Below are 23,018 nucleotides of genomic sequence, written 5' to 3'. Positions count from 1 at the left end.
TCAGAAAAATCAAATGAACTAATATATAGATTATGGCTTTTGAAGTAGTTGGTAAAATTGAAAAGATTATGGATACTCAACAAGTATCTGATCGTTTCAAAAAAAGAGATTTTGTGCTCTTAATTCAAGATGGTAGTTACCCTCAATACATCAAGTTTCAGGCAACACAAGATCGTTGTACTTTACTTGATAGCTTTAATGAAGGAGATGACATTGCAGTAACTTTCGATTTAAAAGGAAGACCTTTTGATAAAGGTGGTGAAACAATTTATTTCACAAACTTAGAAGCTTGGAGAATTAATGCTGCAGCAAGTGCACAACCACAAGCGGCTCCACAACAACCAAGTTATGGTGGAGGAGCTCCTGTACAATCAAATACACCACCTCCACCACCTCCACCGGTAGGAGGAGATGATATAGATGGTGATTTACCATTCTAGTATAAAAAAAGAGCTCGATTTAAATCTTAAATCGAGCTCTTTTTTTATTGAATTGGATAAGTATATTTTTTACCTCGTCCTCTTCCTTTTTTAGAATTAGTAGTTCTTTTTACTAAAACCTGTTTTTCTATAAATCTATTTTTTTGGTCAACCTCTAAAGAAATTAACTGTCCTTTATCTTTTTTTCTAAGTTCTGAAATTCCTTTATCAATCATACCAGTAAAACTATTATGATTCATTTTTAACCTAGATAATTTTTTAAGAAATCTAATCTGATTTGGTATTGATCCTCTAAGCTTATTATCACTAAGGTCTAATATTTTTAATTCTTGTAAGTTACCAATATTACCTGGCACTGTACCGTTTAAATTATTTCCTCTTAAATTAACTTTTGTAACTCTATTTTTAGAATCTACTTCTACGCCATACCATTCTGATAATGGTTCAGCAGAACCCCAACCAGTTTTATTGTACCAGCCTTTTCCATTTGTTGATTGATATAAACTTTGTAAAACATCTCTATCAGACATTAAATCTTTATCTTTATTACAACTAAATAATGCTGCTATAAGGAGTATACTAAGTAAGAAAGTATTAATTTTTTTCATAATATGTTTTTGGATGATTCACTCTTAAAACAATCAATATGAAACAGTTGACAATTAATAAATCTTAATCGGGTAGTCTGTATTTCTGTTTAAAACAAAAAATAGCATAGAGATTACTCCCTATGCTATCTTTCTTTTAGTTTCATTTTATAGAAGCTAAGAACTATTAAAACAAACTATATATACTATTATGCAGCCTTTTTAGCAGCTTTAATTTTGTCATATTCACTATTTAAAATTGGAAATCTTTGACTGTATGTTAAACATTTCCATCCCCATTCTAATGGACCGAATTTAAACTTCTTCAACCAAATAGCACTATAAGTTACTTGGAAGATATAAATTAATACAGCTATTACAAAAATTGGAGCTAGGGTTAATGTACCTCCTAAACCAAAACCAATTCCATAGAATATAACAATACCAATTAACGTTTGAGATAAGTAATTTGTGAACGACATTTTACCAACCGATGTTAATGGTTGCATTGCTTTTTCTCCCCAACTAGTATGATAAATAATTGATAAAAGAGAAGCATAAGACAATGCTAATGTAAGTTGACCAAACATCATGATAGCTTTAAAACCTAAATCAGAAGCTTCTTTAGGGAATTTAGCCATACTACCTCCAATTTGATAACCAATTAAATGGGCAGCAGTACCTAAGGTCGCAAAAATGAAAAATACTTTCCAAGATCTTCCACCTTCAGTAAAGAATTTTTTAGATTGTAGATAAAAACCAAAAAGGAATAATCCTAAAACTTTAAATGGACGGTAAGAAGGCATAAAGTCAAACCATCTCCACATAATGTTATGAACATTTTGTTTAAATGTTGTAATAAAATTTCCACTTTGGAACGCTGCAACAACTGCAGAAGGATCTTCATCGATATATCTTTTCATTGCTTCTCCAGCAATTTCTTTACTAGGGCTCATCCAACCTGGAGCTACATATAACATTACTGCATCTACGAGTAATGGTGCGAACATAAAGAAAACAGCCCATTTTAAGATTCTATCGGGCGATTGATTTCTAAACAGAATAAAGACAAATGCCATCATTCCATAAAGCATCAATATATCACCAGACCAAAATAACATATGTATAAACCCAAAAAGGATAAGAAATTTTAATCTTCTTCTGTAAACTTTAAGAAATGCTTCTTGATTGTTTCTCTGACGGTCGTATTGGAGGTAAAAACCCACTCCAAACAAAATAGAGAAGATACTATAGAATTTAGTATCAACAAAGAAATTTAATAAATGGTGAAGTGTACTATCATATTCTGCAAAAGCAAAAGTATTTAATTCTGCTGTCGGAGTAAATTTATACAAACTCCAGCTAAGAATATTTGCAAATAAAATCCCTAAAATCGCAAAACCTCTTAACGCATCAATAACGCCAAGTCTTTGTTTTCCGGTAGTAGGAGTGATAGTAGATGATGTAGTATTAGTCATGAATATAGTGTAAGTGAATATTAATTTTATTAGAGTTATCAATAATGTATAAGAACTCTTTGTGTTTTATCGAAAGATACCGTTATTAGTTACAGTCCATAAGTTAATAAAGCTTTTTACATTAGTGATGATAACATTTTACAAGACTATTTTTAGAATTTTTAATATAACACTGTTTTTCCTGATAATTTTTAGTGAGTCTATCTTTTCTCAAGAAACTGAAAAAAAATATTATGACAACTCTTATTGGACATTATGGAATGTCGATTATGAATTGAACAATAGTGATAGCCTGTTTTTTGAGGTAAATACAAGATCATCTGCTTTCGATAGTTATATCATAGATGGCTTAAATATTAATAGAGCACACATAATGCTTGGATATGCGCATAAATTTAAGAATAAGAAATTAATGGTTGGAGGATCTATAAGAGATGTATTCGAACCTAATTGGAATGTTCTTTTTCTACGTGCTTTCTTTCAACATAATGGCCAAATTGGTGGAGGTCTTTTAGATTTTCAAAAGCGATTACAATACGAACAGATTCTTCATAATAAAACCGGTGATACATCTGGCAATAGAGACGATTATGGTAGAATAGGGTTCTGGATAATGCTTGGTCGTAATTTTACTATTGCACAAGCTAAATTAAGAGCAGAATTTTCTTATGAGCTTTTTGTGAATACAAATAATAGTTCATCCGATGACAGGAGTGTAGACTTAACAAGATTACGTTTTGATGTATATTATAGATTTGCAGAAGATAAATTTAGAGTAGGCTTATTTGCAATGCGTGATACTCAATATTATTTCGCACCTGCTTCTGGACCTAGCTATGATGCTAATGGGAATTTAATTTCAGAAGGTAAGCCAGAAAGAAATTTAAATTTGATTACACCAACTTATGGTATCACTTTTAAGTATAGCATAAGGCAGAAAGAAGAATGTAATTGCCCAGGAGAGAAAAAAAGAAGATAAAATAAAAGAAGGAGTTGATTAACTGAATAATCAACTCCTTCTTGTTTAAAACAAAAGATTTAAAATTTTTATTGAAGAGCTTTACCGAATGTCAAAACTTTTCTTTGAATACGGTCAAAATCTTTTGATTCAAGTTTAAACATTCCTTTTTCAAGTGATAGGTTATAATTCTTATATGCATTTTGAGTATCACCTTTTCTTAAATAATAATCTCCTAAAACTTCATATGCTTCTGCATTATCACTGATTAAAATAGAAGATTCTATCCAAGTTTTTGCTAATTCTAAATCTGCATTCCAATTTATTGCTAATGCTGCAGCTTTATTTAAAGTTTGCCAGTCATTTTTATCTGCTTTATTTACGATCTTAATTAATTTTGCTGATTTTTCATCATTTGGAGCATCAGCAAAAGAAGATAAAGAGAATATTAAAAGTACACTGAAAATAGAGAATAACGTTTTCATTTTAGTAGTTGATTTTTTTAAGAGAAATAGTTTCCAATTTTTAGAAACCATTGAACTGAAATTTCTTTCAGCTCAAGATTTCAATATTAATTTGACAACTATTATAAATCCATCTTTATACCTATTGTATTTAAATGACTGTTTGTCAGATGTTTAATATTGTTTTAGGTGATTAAATATTTGTAAATATTGTTCAATAACGTACGCTTTGTTCATGAATGTTCGTACATTGCACGTAGTAATTCAAAAGAACTAGACATATATAATGATTAGCATAAACAAGGTCACATCAATATCACTTCTGTTAGTGATTATAGTAGTATCTCTAATTTTCCTGAAATCAATCCTCGTTCCTTTAATATTGGCTACAATTTTTTGGCTAATTGTGGTAGAGGTAAGGACATTAATTGGAAATTTATTAGGGTCAGATAAGAACAAAATACCAGTTTGGATACAAAATATTCTCGCAACGTTAACTATTTTCGCAATATTTTTTGTTGCCATAAAGATGTTGAGTATTAGTATTCAAAACTTAACAGAATCACTATCACATTATGATGGTAACCTTGTTTTAATAGAAGATAAAGTAAATAACTTATTCGATATCGATATTACTACTTCATTAAATAAGATGATTGGTGATTATAATTTTACTTCGTTACTCAAGAACATACTCACCTCTGTTACTGGTTTATTTGGCAATACTTTTACTATTATTCTATATGTGGTCTTCTTATTATTAGAGGAGAGTGTTTTTGGTGATAAGCTTGTTAAAATATATCCAGATGCAAAAGAATATCAGGCAGTAGTTAAGATGATAGCTAAGATTGGTAATTCTGTAAGTAGTTATTTAACATTAAAATCATTTGTTAGTTTGCTTACAGGTGTTTTAAGTTATATGGTTTTAAAATTGATGGGTATTGATGCTCCATTTTTTTGGGCATTATTAATCTTTGCTCTTAATTATATTCCAACAATTGGATCTTTAATAGCAACTCTCTTTCCTGCATTTTTTACAGTTATTCAATTTGCAGACCTCTCTTCAGGTTTAATTGTGTTGTTATCAGTAGGTGTTATTCAAGTAATTATTGGTAATCTTGTAGAACCAAAAGTTATGGGAAATTCATTAAATATTAGTGGATTAGTTGTACTTATTGCTTTGGCTTTTTGGGGAGCATTATGGGGCGTTGTAGGTATGATTTTGAGTGTGCCAATAACAGTAATGATGATTATAATTTTTGGTGAGTTTGAATCTACAAGGCCAATAGCAATTATCTTATCTGAGAATGGAAATATAGGCACTACAATTAGAGAAAGTGAAAAAGAATAATTAGAAATTATATTAAAAATAAAACCTCCATTGATTTCAAATTCAATGGAGGTTTTATTTTTTTAGATGGATTTATTTATTGTGAAGCAATTTGCATCAGGTAGGCACAGAACATTGCTCCATAAGTTCCTAAGGCATATCCTAAAACAGCTAACAAAACGCCAACAGGTGCTAAAGATGGATGAAATGCAGACGCAATTACAGGTGCAGAAGCTGCTCCACCAACATTTGCTTTACTACCTACAGCAAGGAAAAAGAATGGAGCTCTAATAATTTTAGCCGTAATTACCATAATAATTACATGTATAAGCATCCAAACACCACCTACAGCTAATAAACCTGGGTTTTCTAACGTTTTTGTAACATCCATTTTCATTCCTATAGTTGCTACCAAAATATAAATACATACACTACCAAACTTAGAAGCACCGTATCCTTCTAACTTTCTAGCTTTTGTAAAACTTAGAATTACACCAATAGAAGTTGCTAAAAGAACTAACCAAAAGAAGCGACTACTTAAAACACTTGTTGATGGGTCTGCTACAACAGAAGTAATATAACTACTTAGATTATCCGCTAAAAAATGTGATAAACCAACAATACCGAAAGCAACTCCTAATACAATCATTAAATCTGTTAATGATGGGTTTTTAGTAATACTATTTTGATAAGCAGCAACTTTAGCTTTTAAATCTTCAATTGCAGTCACATCAGCTTTTAGCCATTTATCTATTTTTTCTGTTTTACCGATACCTAATAATAAAATAGCCATCCAAATATTAGCAACAATAATATCTACTGCTACAATACCAGAATATAAGGATTGGTCATATTTATATATTTCTAACATTGCGGCTTGGTTAGCTCCACCGCCAATCCAACTACCTGCCAATGTAGCTAAACCACGCCAAACTTCTTGGAAACCTACGCCATTAAAAGTTTCGGGAGAGAAATAAGAGACAATTAATATAGCTAAAGGTCCACCGATAATAATACCGATAGTACCAGATAAGAACATTATGATACTTTTACTTCCCAAGTTCATAATTCCTTTTAAATCAACACTTATAGTCATTAAAACCAAACTTGCAGGCAAAAGGTAATTCTTTGCCATTGTGTACAAATTAGAATGTGCGGGAGAAATTATATTAAGTGTACTTAGAATTGATGGAATTAAATAACACATCAATAGGGCAGGGAATATTTTATAAAACTTAGACCAAAAAGAATTTTTTAGACTTGAAGTGTAAAATACAAATGCTAAAGAGGCCATAAGAAGGCCAAAAACAACAGCATCGTTTGTGATAAGGGGAGTGATAGAATTTTCCAAATTTTATATATGTATGATTAGTATTTATGTATACAAGAATACAAAAAAATATATAGAAGTAAACCTTTTAAGAATTTTTTACTCCATTTGAATTTATTTAATGAATATAATTTGAAATCAATAGGTGAATAGTCTACATTTGTTGAGTGAATAATCATTCACAAATAAATAGAAGTAAACAAAGAAAGATTTTTATACAAAAAATTGAACGTAATGTTGAAAATAAGTAAAAAAGTAAAGAGTACTGTAACAGTATTTTTGCTTATGATTATATCTTCTTTTGCTTTAGGTCAAACAGATACAAATTTAACAAGAAGAGCACTTGCTACTAAAGCTATAAATAACTCTCATATAGTTAAAATAAAACAAAATGAAGCGAAAGCATCTCATTTAGACAAACAAAGAGCTTTATATACCTATATACCTAAAGTAGGGGTTAAAGGTGGTTATGCCTACTTATTAAATGATATCACAATTTCAAGAGATATTAGTGGTACAAAAAATCAAGCGCTTTATGGTTTAGAAAATAGTAAAAACCAATCTCTAGCTCAACTAGCTTCATCTGGTTTACCACCAACTATGATTGGTGTAGCTACCCCACTTATTGAGGGTGTTTATAATAATATAGGCGGAATGGTAAATCAAATTCCTAATACACCATCTATATCAATACAAGATAATAATTTTTGGTTTTATGATGCTTATGTAGAAATGGTCATTTTCTCTGGACTCCAGGCTCCAACTTTTGCTAAGGCAGCAGAAGCTAAATCAGAAGCACAACAAGCCATGGTGGACCAAGAAAAAAATGAAATTATAATGGAAACACTTAGCTATTATGATAAAATGGCTGTTGTAAATCAATCTCTTAAAGTTTTAGAGGAAAGTCAGAAAAGGTTAGACAAACAAACAGAATTCGCAAATAAAGCTAAGGAAGTTGGTTTAGCTACTGAATATGATTTAAATAAAATTAGAATTGCAGAGAAAGACATTATTGCAAAAAGAATTGAATTAGAAGCAAGTAGAAGTCTTGTAATACAGAAACTACAACAATTAACGGGGATAGATAAGGAAGAATTAACGACAATCAATCCAGAATTAACTTTATGGATGGTTGATGAAAATGAAATTAATTTAAGTAACAGAAATGAGATCAAGGCTTTAGAACATTCTATAGAAGCTCTAGAATATAAACATAAAGGAGAACAATATGGAGCTCTTCCTAAGGCAAAAGCATTTGCACATGTAGTACAAGGAGGTACAAATATGACAAATATTGATGCTGTTCCTTTTGTTGGAGTAGCTATGCAATGGGAAATATTTGATGGTTTACAAAGAAAACGTGAAGTTCAAAAATCTGAGCTTGCTGTAATTTCTATGAAAGAAAAGAAAGCCTACGCTCAGGATTTAGTGCAATTAGATTTCCAAAAGAAAAAAATGGAATGGCAAGTAGCTACACAAATGGTAGATGTTTCAAATCAAAAACTTGATGGAGCTCAAACAGGCCTTAAAATTAAAGTCCAAGAAGCTCAAAATGGATTAACAGATGTAACAGATGTACTTGATGAAATATCAGAATATGAGAAGTTTCAACTTGAATATATTCAATCAATTGCAAATCAAAGACAAAAGGCGGTAGCATTAATTAACGCAATGGGTGTGCTTAATGTAGAACACATTCAAAACTAATTTAGAATAAATCATCATGAAATATATATACTTATCATTAGCGACGTTGCTTATTTTTTCTTCTTGTACAAAGGCTCCAGAACAAGAAAGTAAGTTAAAAGGAAAAGTAAAAAGAACTGCAGTTTATGTAGCCTCTAAAGTTCCTGGTCGAATTGTATCTGTAAATGTAGAGAAAGGCGAAATTGTTGAACAGGGTGATACACTAGCAATAATAGATTTACCAGAAGCAGAAGCAAAATTAATGCAAGCTAATGGTGCAGTTAAAGCGGCTAAAGCTCAATATGAAATGGCTTTTAATGGAGCAACAAAAAATCAAATTGATCAAGTAGATGCAGCATATACAGCTTCAAAAGAACAATTTGAATTTGCAGAAAAAAGCTATCAAAGAATAAAAGAAATGTATGATGAGGAATTGATTTCTTCTCAGAAACATGATGAGGTATATACAAAATACCAAATGGCAAAAGCAAAATATGAAGGGACTGCAGCTAAGAAAAGAGAAGTTGAGGCTGGTGTTAGGAATGAAAAACAACGTATGGCTTTAGGACAGCTTGAAAGAGCAAAAGGAGCTTTAAAAGAGGTAAATATAGCGCTATCGGAAAGATTTATTATCGCACCTAAAAAAATGAGAGTAGAATCAATGGCTCTACAACAAGGTGAATTGGCATTGCCGGGTTATAATATATTTTCTGGCTATGCAGAAGGGACAACTTATTTTAGATTTGTTCTGCCAGAAGAAGAAGTGTTAAAGTATAAAGTTGGGGATGTTGTAACAGTGTATTCTCCATTCGATTCATCTATATCTTTAAAAGGTAAAGTGGGGTCTATTAAAGAAGAAATGTCTTTTGCTACAAGGAAATCTATGAACCCAACTTATGATGTTGATCAATCGTTATACGAACTTAAATTCCTTCCTGTAAATGCTAAAAAAGCAGATAAATTACTTACGAATATTACTTTATTGATGGATAAAATTAACTAAGTGATGAAAGCATTATTACAAATAATTAAAAGAGAATTTAAATTATTCTTCTCCAATAATGTATTGCTCGCAGTATTCTTTGGAGCACCAATATTTTTTGGAATATTAATAGGTTATACCTATCAGCAAGCCAGTGTTAAGAATTTATCTATCGCAGTTATTGATCAAGATAATTCGCCTTTAAGTAGTTCAATTATAGATGCTTTAGATGAAAATTTTTACTTATCGGTAGATAAAGTTACAGCTGATGATAAAGATTTAAAAAAGGATTTACCGTCTTTTGAGGCAATTGTACGAATTCCAGAAGGTTTTGAAGGAGATGTTAATTATAAAAGGCATCCACACATTCAAATAGAGGTGAATGGAGCTAATATGATTACTGGTAATTATGCTAATATTGGAATAAGAACTGTATTAGGGACTATAAATGCAGGGGCAGAAATTGTGAGTCTTCAGAAGCAAGGAATTCCTTTTGAGACAGCAAAAGAACAATGGGAAGTTTTTGCAATTGATAATTCTAGATATTTTAATGGTACATCCAATTATTTGTTGTTTATGTTACCAGGGGTAATGGGGGCTGTAATGCAGCAGGTGTTTTTATTGGGATTGGCGTTAACTTTTAGCTATGAACATGAGAATAAGACTTTCGGAGAACTTAGTAAAATCACTAAAAATCCATTTATAGTTTTTTTAGGTAAAGCTATTCCTTATTGGGTATTAGGTATGTTTCTTTGGGGTGTAATTCAAGTAACATTACTTCCCTTCTTTAAAATCCCAACACCAACTAACATAAGTGCTTTATTAATTACTACTTCAGTATTCATATTGTCACTTACTTGTTTAGGTATGCTAGTTAGTTGGATTGTTCCTTCTCAATTAAAGGCAACAGAAGCATTAATGGTTGTTTCTACTCCAAGTTTTATTCTATCTGGATTTACTTGGCCATTAGAAGCAATGCCAGCTTGGATTCAGGCATTTTCAAATTGTATTCCACTGACTTATTTTCTACAGGCACTTAGAAAGTTGATAAACTATGATACTTCTTTAGGAGATCTGACCTATCAACTTAATTCAATGTTAATTATTTCATTAATAACAGGTGTAGCAACATTGATATTGATTACACTAAAGTTGAATAAAAAACCAGTTAATAAGTAGATAATAGTAAATTCTATTCTTTTACAATTTCAGGTAAAACTTGAAACTGTTTTGTTTTATCAAAAAAAGAGGCTGATTTCAATATTGAAATCAGCCTTCTGTGATTATATATCACAATTATTATATCTTATGATTTTATGCATACTTTCAGATGCACTCTCTTCGTCTATATAAAATGAATGAGAGTTAAGTAATATACCTTCAGAACTTTCAAGTTTTAGAGAATGACTTCCACTTTTAAATTCTCTTTTTAATTCAAAAACTGTTTTACCTTCTGTTAGTTTTTGTGCTACTGTATGACTAAGACCATAAGATGAAGTGATATGAAGAGTGATTAAACTATTTTCATTACAAACATTACTTAGAGGATCTACAGAGATTACTAATGTGTTGAAAATGTGAGAAGCCACATCTGATTCAGATTCACTATCATTTGCATAGCCTTGAACAGAAAGTGAACTACCTACAGGAGAAACAACTTCATCTGTAGCACAAGAATATACAGAAAGAGTTAGTGTAAGTAGACATACAATTTTAAGAATAGCAGTTTTCATCTTTAACGATTTAATGGTTGACATATATTCAAAACTCATTAAACACTATGTTAATATGAATTATACTTGGTAAAATGTCTACTTCCAATGGTATAATGTATGTTTAATCGATACAATTATTATAAGATACAGTGTTATCTACGGTGTTGTTTTTATCAAAATTCAGCTCTATTCTTGCCGTAGAAATGATTTTGCTATTTTCTTTGAAATTTAAAAAATAGACATTCTCATTATCAATTTGTGTAATTGTAATCATTCCCTTTCCTGAAGGACTTAAAGTAGCATGGATTGAAGAAATAAAGATTTTATCTTTATTTAAAATAGCAACTTCGATAAACTCATTGGAATAACTACAATCTTCAGATGAAGGTCCAAATTTCACATCAGCAGTTTTGTTTTGATCTCCATCTTCTTGGTTTTGAGGATTTACAAAGTTAGAAATGGTCGAAATTTGAGAAGGAGAGATTGTTTCATCTTGGGTTGAGCATGATAATAAACCCAATAATAGTAAAATTGAAATAAAATAGTTCATTGTTTTTAATTTGTATGTTAGCGTAAAGCGTTAGTCATTTGACCAACACAAAAGATGATACTAGTAAGTAGGGGGTAATTATATTAGCTGACCTTGAGTGAAAGAATTGATCACTTCTTTTTTAAGGTTTCTACTAATTGTAAAAAGGTTATCATTAATAACAACAGAATTGCCTTCTATTGCTTTTACATAGTTAATATTAATAATAAATGATTTTTGAATACGGATAAACATTTCACTAGGTAACCTTAGATGGATATCTTTTAGCTTCATTAATGTTATGTATTGTCTTTCTTCAGTAACAATATTTATGTAATTATTCTGTGATTCAATAAATTGGATATCAGAAATGTGTATTTTATTAATTCGATTTTCTGACCTTACAAAAATACATTTCTCAACAGTTATTGATTCTTGAATTTGATTAGCTTTAATTTTAACTCTAGCTTTAATAGCCGTCTTATAAAACCTTTCGAACGAAGTTGGTTTTAAAAGATAATCTAATGCATCAAGTTCATAAGTATCTACAGCTTTTTCTTTAGTATTAGATAAGAAAACTACCTGTGTAGAATTTTCTAATGATCTTACCCATTCAATTCCATTAATTTGATCAAAATCTGTACTGACAAAGAGTAATTCAGCATTGTTATTTTCTAAAAATTGATCTGCAACCAGTGGCGAATTAAAAACGGCAACAAGTTTTAAATAAGGTATCTGATCTATATAACTTATTAAAACTTCTTGTAATAGCTTATCAGGGTCTATTATGACACATGTAATAGACGATGAGGTATTTTTCATATTAATTAGTTTCTAAATAAACAGAGTCATCAGTTTAGCGATAGGATTTGTTTATTTTAAATGATAATTTGACTAGTAAAAAACTAGTCTTTTAGCAACTGTGATAGTAAAATAGGTAATTGATATAAAAATAAATCTTTCATTTAAAGAATGAATTCTAATAAATCAATTACTAAGTAAAGAGTATTCTGAAGTTGTTTTTCTGAAATTCGTTGTTTGTAATTTTTCTTCCATTTTAAATAGTACTATAGTCAATAATAATATTTAAAACGTTGTCTACTAATATTCAAAAATACATCACCAATAAGTGAATTATTACTATTATTGGCGAAAGTTATCTGAATATGTGTAAGAAGACAGTGAATGATGGTAAAGTGAAGGTAATTACAAAAGCTGCAATTACCCTTTTAGTCTTATGATTTTCCAGCCAACAAATATAAAGCTGCCATTCTAGTAGCAACACCATTTTCCACCTGATCAAGGATGATGGCATTTTCTGCATCGGCAACGTCAGAAGTAATTTCTACTCCACGGTTTATAGGACCAGGGTGCATAACTACAATTTCTTTATCGAGTGATTCTATAATTTCTTTATTTAAACCGAAATTTTGAGAATATTCTCTAATTGAAGGGAAGTTTTTAACCAGTTGACGTTCCATTTGGATACGTAACATGTTAGCCACATCACACCATTGTAATGCTTTTTTGAGGTCGTGTTCAACAATAACTCCAAGGTCTCTGATGTACTTTGGTATTAATGTATGAGGTCCACAAACCATTACTTCAGCACCTAGTTTTTGTAAGGCAAAAATATTAGAAAGAGCTACTCTGGAATGTAAAATGTCTCCTACAATAACTACTTTTTTTCCTTCTACTGAACCAAGTTTTTCACGGATAGAGTAAGTATCTAAAATTGCTTGTGTTGGATGTTCGTGTGTGCCATCTCCAGCATTTAATATTGTAGCATCAATATGTTTTGCTAAGAAATGAGGGGCCCCCGGACTAGAGTGACGCATAACAATCATATCAACTTTCATTGATAAAATGTTATTTACGGTATCTAATAAGGTTTCTCCCTTTTTTACAGAACTTCCACTAGATGAAAAGTTAATTACATCTGCCGATAATCGTTTTTCTGCAAGCTCAAAAGATAGTTTAGTTCTTGTTGAGTTTTCAAAAAATACATTGGCAATAGTAATATCACGTAAGGAAGGTACTTTTTTAATAGGACGATTAATTACTTCTTTAAACTGATCTGCAGTTTGAAAGATGAGTTCAAGGTCTTCTTTTGTAAGATCTTTAATCCCTAGAAGGTGCTTTGTACTTAACATTATGTATTATTCGATCAGGAATTTTTGTATAAAAAAACGGCAATAAAGCCGTTAAAATAATTATTTATTAATAAGCCAAAGAGTGTCCTCATCGTGACCCTCTTCTTTCCACTCAGCAGTAATATATTGCGACTGAATTGAATTTACAACTTTACCGACATACGTTGGTTCAATTGGTAAATCTCGACTATATTTTCTATCTACTAAACAAAGTAATTCAACTTTCGATGGACGACCAAAAGCCATCATGGCATCTAAAGCAGAACGGATTGATCTTCCAGTAAAGACAACATCATCAATTAAAATTACATTCATATCTTCTATTAAGAAAGGAATGTCTGTTTTACTTGGAGTAAGAATATTATCTCCTCTTCTAAAGTCGTCTCTATGAAATGTAATATCCAACTGACCCACAGGTACAGTAGTATTAGACAGTTCAAAAATACGTTGTCTAATTCTATCAGAAAGAATAATTCCTCCTTGCTGAAGACCAATTATGACAGTATTAGAGAAGTCACCATGATTTTCTATCAATTGTTGACTTAACCTACTAATTGTAATGTCAAGTAATTGACTATGTAAAATACTTACTTTTGCCATTATATAATATAGAATTTAATAAGGGTTACATTACCCTCTTTATTCCAATATACAAGTTTACGAATTTTCTTTTAAATTGGAATAAAAACCTTTCATTTTGATAAGATCATTTAACGAATTACAATGTCTGAATAAATGGTGTTTTTCTTCTACATGCAGTTCCTGCAATGTATTAAAATCAATAAATGACATATTATCAATGGTTTGTTTGCCATTTTCCATTTCTGGATCAACTCCTGTAATTAATTTTCCGCTTTTTCTTTCTACTAAAAAAAATAATTCTATACCATGGAGCGGAAGGTCAAAAAACTCGTGTGTAAACATAAATTCTTTGATAGTAATTTCGAGTCCTGTTTCTTCTAAGAATTCTCTTTTTAAAGCATCTTCAACAGATTCTCCATATTCTAAGCCACCACCGGGAGGAGCATAAAAAACACCTCTCTTACCGATAGATAAATGTTTAGCTATTAGAACTGAATCATTTTCTATTAAAAGTCCACAAACTCTTACTCGAAGTCGATGTCCAAATGTTTTTTCAACATCTGATTTACTTGCTATTTTTTTACTTTCCATGTGAATTAAATTTCGTCAAAAATAAAAAAAAGGGATAACATTTCTGCTATCCCTTAGAAGAAGTTGTAATTCTTTAGATTGACTTAAACAAAGTTAGGTCAATAGGAGTATCCTCAGCAATAATATCTTTAGAAACTGGTAAGCCATTTTCAGCTTGATAAGTAATAGTATATTTCTTTCCTTTTTCTAAATAAAATTGTAAAATATCATTCATATCTTTTGTAGGACCAGCTGTAGTGCCATTATCTATCACTTTATTTTTTATAGATAATGTTACTTGAGACGCGACTCTGTTGTCTCCAATTAGTGTACATTGCTTATTTTTAAACATTTTGACACGAACAGGAATTTTACCATCAAGTGCGGCTAACTTTTTTTGTTCATCGTTCCAAAGTCCCAAATATCTATCTGTAACATTATGAGCATGTACATATTTAATATCAAAATCCCATACTAAAGGGAAGGCATATTCAGCAGGTTTCCATGAAGATGCATAAATCCAATTTTCTGGTTTTGTTTCATCAGCAGCTCCAGCGTCCGGTAAAAACCATCCTTTATCTAATCCCGAAGGGTAGTATTCCGTAAATTTCCATTGCCCGTTTACATAAACTTCATTCCAGTTATGATTACCTTCTTTTAAAGTCCATTTTGGTGTGCCAGCTAATCTAGATGGAATACCAACAGCTCTAAAAGCATCTGCTAATAATACCGATAAACCAGAGCAAGATGCTAAACCTTGATCAATAGATTCGTATGGAGATTGATCTGGTTTTTCCCTTTCGGTAGAGTATTTTACAGCAACAACATCAATAATAGTATCATTTAAGATCTTAATTGCTTCTTCAACAGAGGTACAGTTTTTTACTATTGGAGCAAAACGATTATAAAAATCCTGTCTCCAATCATCACGTCGTTCATTCATTAAAGCATAAGGAAGAACATCATTGTAAAAAATAGAATCTGGTATTGTTTTACCCCAAGGGAATTCTTTTTTTGCTTTGTATGCTAGCTCAACATTTTCAGTTAAGTATTTAGCAGATAAAGTTTGTAAGTCTCTTTTAGGCATATAAGCTACTAGAAAAGCCATTCCGTTTTTATGATCTAATGGAGTAGTTTCAAGTGCTTTAGTAATTTCTGTTTTATTAGTACCAGCTTTAACAAGTGCTTGGTCTAATAGAATATGATATTCACTATTAATGCCATCATATTTTTCTGAACATCCAAATAATAGTAGAAGGCTTAATAATGATAGAATAATTCGTTTCATACTTTGTTGATTAGTAGGTTCATTTATTGAATCACAATTTAATCAAGAAAGTAAAATACTGCATGTATTTGCGTGTTATTACTTATTAATAAGTGTTTATGGTCAAGCGGTAGTATAAAGCCGACATAAATGGGCGTTAATTTTCAATTTGATTACATTCTTCACAATATATTTTTTTGAGATATGGATGCCCTAATAATTGAAATGTAATACCCCCGTCATTCATTGAATTAAAAAAACCACAAAAACGTAACCTATTTTTACTTATTGCTTTATATATAATCTCTTTATAACTATCCTTTTTGAAGTAATCAGGGTTTATTATTGTGAGGTTTAAATAATAAAATAATAGTTCTTCAGATGCAGAATTATTGACTGCGGCTGAACTTATTAAGTCAATAGCATATTGCTTATTAGAATAATTAATGTAAAACTTTGAAAGTCTTATTAACTCATCTTCAGTTATATTGTAGCTTTTAAATAACCTTGTGATTTTTTTTATGCAATCATTTTTTTCGATGTAGTTAAGCTCTTTTTGGGCTTTAATAGTTTTTACGATGAGGTAATTAAATTGAATCTTATCAAGATCTACTTTATTTACCCCATTTTTTTTCAGGTAATTAAGGTTAGTTATTATTTCTGATTCTAGATCTTCTTCTGTATAGAACCATAACTTGATTAGAATAACCGTTTGATTAAATTTGAGTGTAAAATTATTTGGTAGTAATGTCAACATTTCATCAATACTGCTTCTCACACTAAATAATTGGTTATCGTTCTCATCAAAATCATAAACAATTTGATTATTAAGAATAGAAATGTACTCTGGTTTTTTAGGAACAATCAACTTTTCTAGAATGTCATCTTTATTGGAAGTGTATTTTACTCTTTCTTGGATGATGCTTTGTAAAAATAAAGCTCTATCAAGATCATTATGTTGAATAGATTGACCAAACATTTCTACTAATTGAGAAGAAGATGTATTTTTAAATTCGGTTATTAATTTTAAAGAAACACTTATATCAACTTTCCTGTGCTTATCTAGAATAGGAGATAGATTTTCAAGAATATTTTTTTCTTTTAATTTATCTCTAATTTCACCTCTAGATAAATTGACGAAGTCACTATATTTTGTTTCTTTAATATCTTCAAAAAAATCACTCCAGTTTTCTTCTTGTTCAATACTTACAGTAACGTTTTTAGACATGTAAGGAGCTAACTCAGTAATAATATTTTCGGCTCTTAAATATTGAAGGGAAGTGTTTTTTTCTTGATTTCCTTCTACTGATGAATACGCTTTTATATGAATATTAGTAATATTATGATTAGTTAATTGAAGTGCATTATGTAAACTATCAAGTTCATCTTTATTGAATAAAACGTCACCTTTTTTAAAGTAAACAGTTTTTTTTAGGTTCTTTGATAATGTAGCAGAAGTGTATCCTTTTTTATTTTTGGGATGATCAACCTTTAAAGGAATTTTAAAAAGAGAAAGGTAGTTTTGATCTATATGATATGTAGTATGATAGTCTACTAAATAGTTTTTCTTAATTAGCCAAAAATTGATTTCGACATCATCAATAGTATATTTTCTAGGGAGACGTCCAATTGGAATTTTTAAGTAACCAATATTATTTCTTGTATAAGTATTTTGAATCTCTTCTTTGTAGATAATTTTATGTATTTCTCCATAAAAATTATCATCATTAATAGGATAGGCGTTATTTAAACGGGAACAAGAAAATTGATTTTTATTAATAATATCAATTGCTAAACCATCATTTTTATTACTAAAATATTCATCAAAATACCTGTAATCTGTAAGTAAAACTGAGATTTCTCTTGTAATCAGATCTAAATGGATAGAAAGTCTTACTTCTCTTGGTTTAGTTTTGTCAAACTCATTGTATTGCTGAACAAATTTCTTTGGCTTTTCCTCATTGACAGCTTTAAGCTTATCTTTTTGAGCAAAAGTGTAAAGAGGTAAACAAATGAATAGTAAAAAGTATAGCGTTTTAGTTTTCATGGTAAAAGAGCGTTTAGTAACACATCAAATTACTCAATCATCAGCATAAAAAAAACGGACTCACCTTTCGATGAATCCGTTTATAATTTTATAACAAAAGTTGTAATTATACAACAATATTTACAATACGTTTAGGAACAAAAATAAACTTTTTGATTGGTTTATCTTCAACCCATTTCTGAACAATCTCATTTGCAAAAACAGCTGCTTTAGCATCTTCTTGAGAGATATCCATTGGTAAATCTAACTTAACACGCATTTTACCATTAATAGAAACTGGGTAAGTATGTGATGCTTCTACCAATAAAGCAGGGTTAAACTCAGGGAAACTTTCAGTAACAATACTTGCAGTATTTCCGAGTGCATCTTGCCATAATTCCTCTGCAATATGTGGTGCAAAAGGAGAGACAATAATTAATAATTGCTCAAGAACTTCTTTTTTATGGCATTTAGCTGCAGCTAATTCGTTTACACAAACCATAAATGCAGGAACAGTAGTATTTAAGCTTAAGCTTTCCATATCTTCTCCTGCTTTTTTGATCGTTTTATGTAAGATCTTTAATTCAGCATCTGTAGCCTTACCATCTACAACAATCAATTTCCCTTCGTCTGTATAGAATAATCTCCATAGCTTTCTTAAGAATTTCCAAACACCATCAATACCTTGCATTGACCATGGTTTTGATTGCTCAATAGGTCCTAAGAACATTTCGTATAAACGAAGTGTATCAGCACCATATTTTTCGATAACAACATCTGGATTCACAACATTGTATTTAGATTTTGACATCTTTTCTACAACTGATCCACACATATATTTACCATCTTCTAAAATGAATTCCGCATTAGCGTAATCTGGTCTCCATTTTTTGAAAGCTTCTGTATCTAATTCATCGTTAGTAACGATATTAACATCAACATATAGCTCTTGAACATCGTAATCTTTTCTTAAGCCATAAGAAACAAACTGATTTGTACCTTTAACTCTGTAAACAAAGTTAGAACGACCTTGGATCATTCCTTGGTTTACAATACGTTTAAATGGCTCTTCATGGCTAATAAAGCCCATATCGTATAAGAACATGTTCCAGAAACGCGAGTACAATAAGTGTCCAGTTGCGTGTTCTGTACCACCAACATAAAGATCTACTTGGTTCCAATATTCAGCAGCTTCTTTACTTACAAATGCCTCTTTATTTTGAGGATCCATATAGCGTAAGAAATACCAAGAAGAACCAGCCCAACCAGGCATAGTAGTTAATTCGTAACCGAATTTATTGTCAAATTTCCAATCTTTAGCATTACCTAAAGGAGGATCACCATCTTCTGTTGGAAGGTAGTTTTCTACTTCTGGTAAGTTTAATGGCAATTGGTTATCAGGTACTAGCTGAGGGTTGTCATTTTCATCAAAATATACAGGAACTGGTTCGCCCCAATATCTCTGACGAGAGAATACTGCATCACGAATACGGAAGTTGACTTTTTGTTTACCAACTCCTAACTCTAATGCTTTATCAATGGCAACTCGGATAGCTTCATCAGTTCCTAAGCCATTTAAAAAGCCAGAATTGATCATTTTACCCCTTTTAACTTCAGTAGGGTTTTCCATATCCTCTGTTCCTTCAATTACACGAATTATCGGTAAATCGAATTTTTCAGCAAAACGGAAATCACGGTCATCAGAAGAAGGCACAGCCATTACCACACCTGTTCCGTAACCAGATAATACATAATCAGCAATCCATAAAGGAACTTCTTCTCCAGTGATAGGATTGATGACATGAGAACCAGTAAATACACCAGAAACAGTTTTTACGTCAGATTGACGATCACGTTCTGATCTATTTTTAGCTGTTTCAACATACTCCTCAACTGCTGCTTTTTGATTATCAGTTGTTAATTCAGCAACTAATTCGTGCTCAGGAGCAATTACTACATAAGAAACACCAAAAATTGTGTCTACACGTGTAGTAAATGCAGTAAGTGTAATGTCTTTTTCAGCTACTTTAAAATCTAATTCGCAACCAATTGATTTACCAATCCAGTTACGTTGCATTTCTTTTAAAGCATCTGACCAATTTAAGCCATCTAAATTTCCTAATAGACGATCTGCATATGCTGTGATACGCATCATCCATTGTTTCATTTTCTTGCGTTCAACTGGATGGCTACCTCTTTCAGAAACACCATCTTTTACTTCATCATTAGCAAGTACAGTTCCTAATGCAGGACACCAGTTTACCATTGCTTCTGATAAGAAAGTTAGACGGTATTGAAGTAAAATGGTAGCTTTCTCCGCTTCAGAAAAGTTTTTCCATTCTTCAGCAGTAAAGTCTGTTGCATTGTCATCTTTTTCGGCATTGATTCCAGCAGAACCATTTGCTTCAAATTGTGCAATCAACTCTTTTATATCTTTTGCTTTATTAGCGTCTTTGTCGTACCAAGCGTTGAATAATTGTTCAAAAATCCATTGTGTCCATTTATAATATTCAGGAGACGATGTTTGAACTTCACGACTCCAGTCAAAACTGAAACCAATTTTATTCATTTGCCCTTTAAAAGTCTTGATATTAGCCTCCGTTGTAATTGCAGGATGCTGACCAGTTTCGATAGCATACTGTTCTGCAGGAAGACCAAATGAATCAAATCCCATTGGATGTAGAACATTGAATCCTTTTAACCTTTTAAAACGAGAAACAATATCAGAAGCGATATATCCCATTGGGTGACCTACATGAAGACCAGCTCCAGAAGGATAAGGGAACATATCTAATGCGTAATATTTTGGCTTACTTTTATCAATATCAACTTTATAGATATTGTTTTCTTGCCAGTATTTCTGCCATTTAGGCTCGAATGAATTATGATTATATTCAGACATACGTTGTTTGTATTCTAAAAAATGAATTTGTTCTAAATAAGAGTCAATTCTGAGTTTTTCATCAAAATGACCTGCAAAGATAAAAATAATTGTGTATCTGTATTGATAACTAGGGGATGAATCGTCGATTTTCTAAAAAGAAAAAAATAAACGTAAATTATAAGACGTTTTTAATCAAAATTTTCCTTCCATTAAAGAGTACACCATCATTTTTTGCTTTTCCAACTAGTAATTTACCAATTGGTGATTGGGCAGAAATGGCAAATATTACTTGATCTTCAAAATTTACCTGGCCAATACTTATACTTAAGTAGTAATTACCGTTTGGAGTAACTATTAAGTTACCAGGTTGAATAGTTTCTGATTCCTCTTCCTTTAACGCTTCCATAACACGCAACTGTTGTACACTTTTGGCCAATTGCTCTGCCATTTTATCTTTTTCTAAGTGCATCATAGCACGAGAAGTATCATACTTATCTCCAGCAGTACTTCTAGTTTCTATATTTGCTGCTTGTTGTGCAGAATCCATCGCATTCTCAGAAGTTTTAATTTTCTGAATTACAGACTCTTTAAGGTGCTGCTTTAATCTTTTCTTAAATTCTTTGTCGATCATAAGATCAAATATATTGTTTTCATTGATATAAAAAAACGCCTAAACCATTTCTGATTTAGACGTCTATCAATGTGAGTTGATTATATTTTTAATCTTCAGTAGATACTTCTTCTTGAAGGATAGGTGTATTTGCAAAAATATCAACCTGTCCACGCGTAAGATCTTCTAAAGTTTCTCTTTCTCTTATTAAATGAGGCTTGCCATTAAAAACTAAAACTTCTGCTGGTCTAAATCTAGAATTGTAATTAGAACTCATGCTGTAAGAATATGCACCTGCATTTTCTAATGATAAGATATCGCCAACACGAACTTCATTTAACTTACGATCATAACCAAACGTATCAGTTTCGCAAATATAGCCTACAACATCATATACTCTTTTAGGCGCTGATGAGTTAGATATATTAATAATGTTATGAAATGCATCATACATCATTGGTCTAATTAGGTGATTTAAACCTGAGTTAACACCAACAAAAACAGCAGCAGGACTATGCTTAATTACATTTACAGTAGTTAGTAAATGCCCACTTTCTGAAACTAAGAATTTACCTGGCTCAAACCATAATTCTAAGTCTCTGCCATAATTTTTGCAGAATTCTTGAAAAGCTGCAGACATCTTTTTTCCTAATTCAGGAATATTTGTAACGATATCATCTTCTTTATAAGCTACTTTAAATCCTGAACCTAAATCAATAAATTGAAGGTTAGGGAAGTCTTTTGCACAATCAAACATTACGTTTGCTGCCATTAAGAAAACTTCAGAATCTAAGATGTCAGAACCAGAATGCATGTGTAGACCAACCACGTTTATACCATGACTTTCTACTACTTTTTTTACATGCGACATTTGGAAAATTGAAACACCAAATTTAGATCCAATATGACCTACTTGAATTTTAGCATTTCCACCAGCAGTTATATGCGGATTAATACGAATAGCACAAGGAACAGTACCTTGGAAAGTATCTCCAAATTGCTCTAAAATAGCAATGTTATCAATATTAATAACTACACCTAAAGAAACTGCTTCTTGAATTTCTTCGAAAGAAACTGAGTTAGGAGTAAATAAAATTCTTTCTGCAGGAAATCCAGCTTTTAATCCTAGCTGTACTTCTTGAATAGATACGGCATCTAAATCTACGCCATGTTCTTTTATAAGTTTAAGTATACTAAGATTAGAAAGTGATTTCATAGCGTACTTAATTCTAAGATTTACTCCATTAAAAGAGTCTCTTAATAAATTAATTTGGCTCACAATCTTATCTGCATCATAAACATATACAGGCGTTTGAAATTGATTTGCAATATCTGTTACAGGTACACCCTGGATTGAATATTCTGAATTATTTAATTCCATCGTAGGAAAAACGTTATTATTATTAATATTTTGATATCACAAAAGT

The 23,018-nt window shown here is 31.0% G+C and carries 21 protein-coding genes; 6 read left to right on the top strand and 15 right to left on the bottom strand.

All coding sequences use genetic code 11. The annotated features are described in order from the left end of the window. Positions 1–32: 32 nt before the first annotated feature. Positions 33–440: a DUF3127 domain-containing protein gene (locus EI427_RS08455; protein ID WP_126613598.1), complete on the top strand. Its 408-nt coding sequence runs from the start codon at positions 33–35 to the stop codon at positions 438–440. Positions 441–484: 44 nt separating this feature from the next. Here EI427_RS08455 and EI427_RS08450 read toward each other — a convergent pair whose 3' ends face one another. Continuing rightward, a complete protein-coding gene (locus EI427_RS08450; RefSeq protein ID WP_126613595.1) occupies positions 485–1,048 on the bottom strand; it encodes a leucine-rich repeat domain-containing protein in 564 nt (187 codons plus the stop codon). A 188-nt stretch (positions 1,049–1,236) separates the two neighbouring features. Next, positions 1,237–2,505, bottom strand: coding sequence for a DUF418 domain-containing protein (locus EI427_RS08445; RefSeq protein WP_126613593.1), 1,269 nt, complete (start codon positions 2,503–2,505; stop codon positions 1,237–1,239). 127 nt (positions 2,506–2,632) lie between these two features. On the opposite strand from EI427_RS08445, the gene EI427_RS08440 reads away from it, so the two are divergent. Continuing rightward, positions 2,633–3,484 carry a DUF2490 domain-containing protein gene (locus tag EI427_RS08440; RefSeq protein WP_126613591.1) on the top strand — a complete coding sequence of 284 codons (852 nt, stop codon included), beginning with the start codon at positions 2,633–2,635 and terminating at the stop codon, positions 3,482–3,484. A 68-nt stretch (positions 3,485–3,552) separates the two neighbouring features. Here EI427_RS08440 and EI427_RS08435 read toward each other — a convergent pair whose 3' ends face one another. Next, entirely contained in the window at positions 3,553–3,948 is a 396-nt protein-coding gene (locus EI427_RS08435) for a hypothetical protein (RefSeq protein WP_126613589.1), read from the bottom strand. Positions 3,949–4,213: 265 nt separating this feature from the next. On the opposite strand from EI427_RS08435, the gene EI427_RS08430 reads away from it, so the two are divergent. After that, positions 4,214–5,278 carry an AI-2E family transporter gene (locus tag EI427_RS08430; protein ID WP_126613587.1) on the top strand — a complete coding sequence of 355 codons (1,065 nt, stop codon included), beginning with the start codon at positions 4,214–4,216 and terminating at the stop codon, positions 5,276–5,278. Positions 5,279–5,354: 76 nt separating this feature from the next. Here the strand turns inward: EI427_RS08430 and EI427_RS08425 are convergent, their stop codons facing one another. After that, positions 5,355–6,608: a DUF819 family protein gene (locus EI427_RS08425; RefSeq protein WP_240655362.1), complete on the bottom strand. Its 1,254-nt coding sequence runs from the start codon at positions 6,606–6,608 to the stop codon at positions 5,355–5,357. A 213-nt stretch (positions 6,609–6,821) separates the two neighbouring features. On the opposite strand from EI427_RS08425, the gene EI427_RS08420 reads away from it, so the two are divergent. Genes EI427_RS08420 through EI427_RS08410 form a run of 3 tightly spaced genes read left to right on the top strand, consistent with a single transcriptional unit; the run spans position 6,822 to position 10,434 of the window. Beyond that, positions 6,822–8,294 carry a TolC family protein gene (locus EI427_RS08420; RefSeq protein ID WP_126613585.1) on the top strand — a complete coding sequence of 491 codons (1,473 nt, stop codon included), beginning with the start codon at positions 6,822–6,824 and terminating at the stop codon, positions 8,292–8,294. A 16-nt stretch (positions 8,295–8,310) separates the two neighbouring features. Beyond that, positions 8,311–9,276, top strand: a complete 966-nt coding sequence (locus tag EI427_RS08415) for an HlyD family secretion protein (RefSeq protein WP_126613583.1) — start codon at positions 8,311–8,313, stop codon at positions 9,274–9,276. Positions 9,277–9,279: 3 nt separating this feature from the next. Next, entirely contained in the window at positions 9,280–10,434 is a 1,155-nt protein-coding gene (locus EI427_RS08410) for an ABC transporter permease (protein ID WP_126613581.1), read from the top strand. 104 nt (positions 10,435–10,538) lie between these two features. Here the strand turns inward: EI427_RS08410 and EI427_RS08405 are convergent, their stop codons facing one another. The 11 genes from EI427_RS08405 to lysA all read right to left on the bottom strand — a co-directional run bounded on the left by EI427_RS08405 (position 10,539) and on the right by lysA (position 22,972). Further along, entirely contained in the window at positions 10,539–10,988 is a 450-nt protein-coding gene (locus EI427_RS08405; protein WP_126613579.1) for a hypothetical protein, read from the bottom strand. A gap of 103 nt (positions 10,989–11,091) precedes the next feature. Then, on the bottom strand, positions 11,092–11,520 hold the full coding sequence (locus tag EI427_RS08400; protein ID WP_126613577.1) for a hypothetical protein: 429 nt from the start codon (positions 11,518–11,520) through the stop codon (positions 11,092–11,094). Positions 11,521–11,598: 78 nt separating this feature from the next. Then, entirely contained in the window at positions 11,599–12,321 is a 723-nt protein-coding gene (locus tag EI427_RS08395; protein WP_126613575.1) for a LytR/AlgR family response regulator transcription factor, read from the bottom strand. Between the two features lie 413 nt (positions 12,322–12,734). Further along, a complete protein-coding gene (locus EI427_RS08390; RefSeq protein ID WP_126613572.1) occupies positions 12,735–13,652 on the bottom strand; it encodes an aspartate carbamoyltransferase catalytic subunit in 918 nt (305 codons plus the stop codon). Between the two features lie 60 nt (positions 13,653–13,712). Continuing rightward, the gene (gene pyrR, locus EI427_RS08385) at positions 13,713–14,252 is read right to left on the bottom strand and encodes a bifunctional pyr operon transcriptional regulator/uracil phosphoribosyltransferase PyrR (protein WP_126613571.1); all 540 of its coding nucleotides are present in this window, start codon (positions 14,250–14,252) and stop codon (positions 13,713–13,715) included. Between the two features lie 57 nt (positions 14,253–14,309). Further along, positions 14,310–14,825, bottom strand: coding sequence for an NUDIX domain-containing protein (locus tag EI427_RS08380; protein WP_126613569.1), 516 nt, complete (start codon positions 14,823–14,825; stop codon positions 14,310–14,312). Positions 14,826–14,898: 73 nt separating this feature from the next. Then, entirely contained in the window at positions 14,899–16,092 is a 1,194-nt protein-coding gene (locus EI427_RS08375) for a transglutaminase-like domain-containing protein (protein ID WP_126613567.1), read from the bottom strand. A 136-nt stretch (positions 16,093–16,228) separates the two neighbouring features. Beyond that, complete coding sequence (locus EI427_RS08370) at positions 16,229–18,118, bottom strand: hypothetical protein (protein ID WP_126613565.1); 1,890 nt, start codon at positions 18,116–18,118, stop codon at positions 16,229–16,231. Between the two features lie 106 nt (positions 18,119–18,224). Then, positions 18,225–20,999: a leucine--tRNA ligase gene (gene leuS, locus EI427_RS08365; RefSeq protein WP_126613563.1), complete on the bottom strand. Its 2,775-nt coding sequence runs from the start codon at positions 20,997–20,999 to the stop codon at positions 18,225–18,227. 157 nt (positions 21,000–21,156) lie between these two features. Next, positions 21,157–21,612 carry a 3-oxoacyl-ACP synthase gene (locus tag EI427_RS08360; protein ID WP_126613561.1) on the bottom strand — a complete coding sequence of 152 codons (456 nt, stop codon included), beginning with the start codon at positions 21,610–21,612 and terminating at the stop codon, positions 21,157–21,159. 88 nt (positions 21,613–21,700) lie between these two features. After that, positions 21,701–22,972, bottom strand: coding sequence for a diaminopimelate decarboxylase (gene lysA, locus EI427_RS08355; RefSeq protein ID WP_126613559.1), 1,272 nt, complete (start codon positions 22,970–22,972; stop codon positions 21,701–21,703). Positions 22,973–23,018 lie beyond the last annotated feature (46 nt).

Source organism: Flammeovirga pectinis (assembly GCF_003970675.1).
Taxonomy (GTDB): Bacteria; Bacteroidota; Bacteroidia; order Cytophagales; family Flammeovirgaceae; genus Flammeovirga; species Flammeovirga pectinis.
Note: the sequence above shows the minus strand (reverse complement) of the source record. Positions and strands in the feature narration are given on the sequence as shown.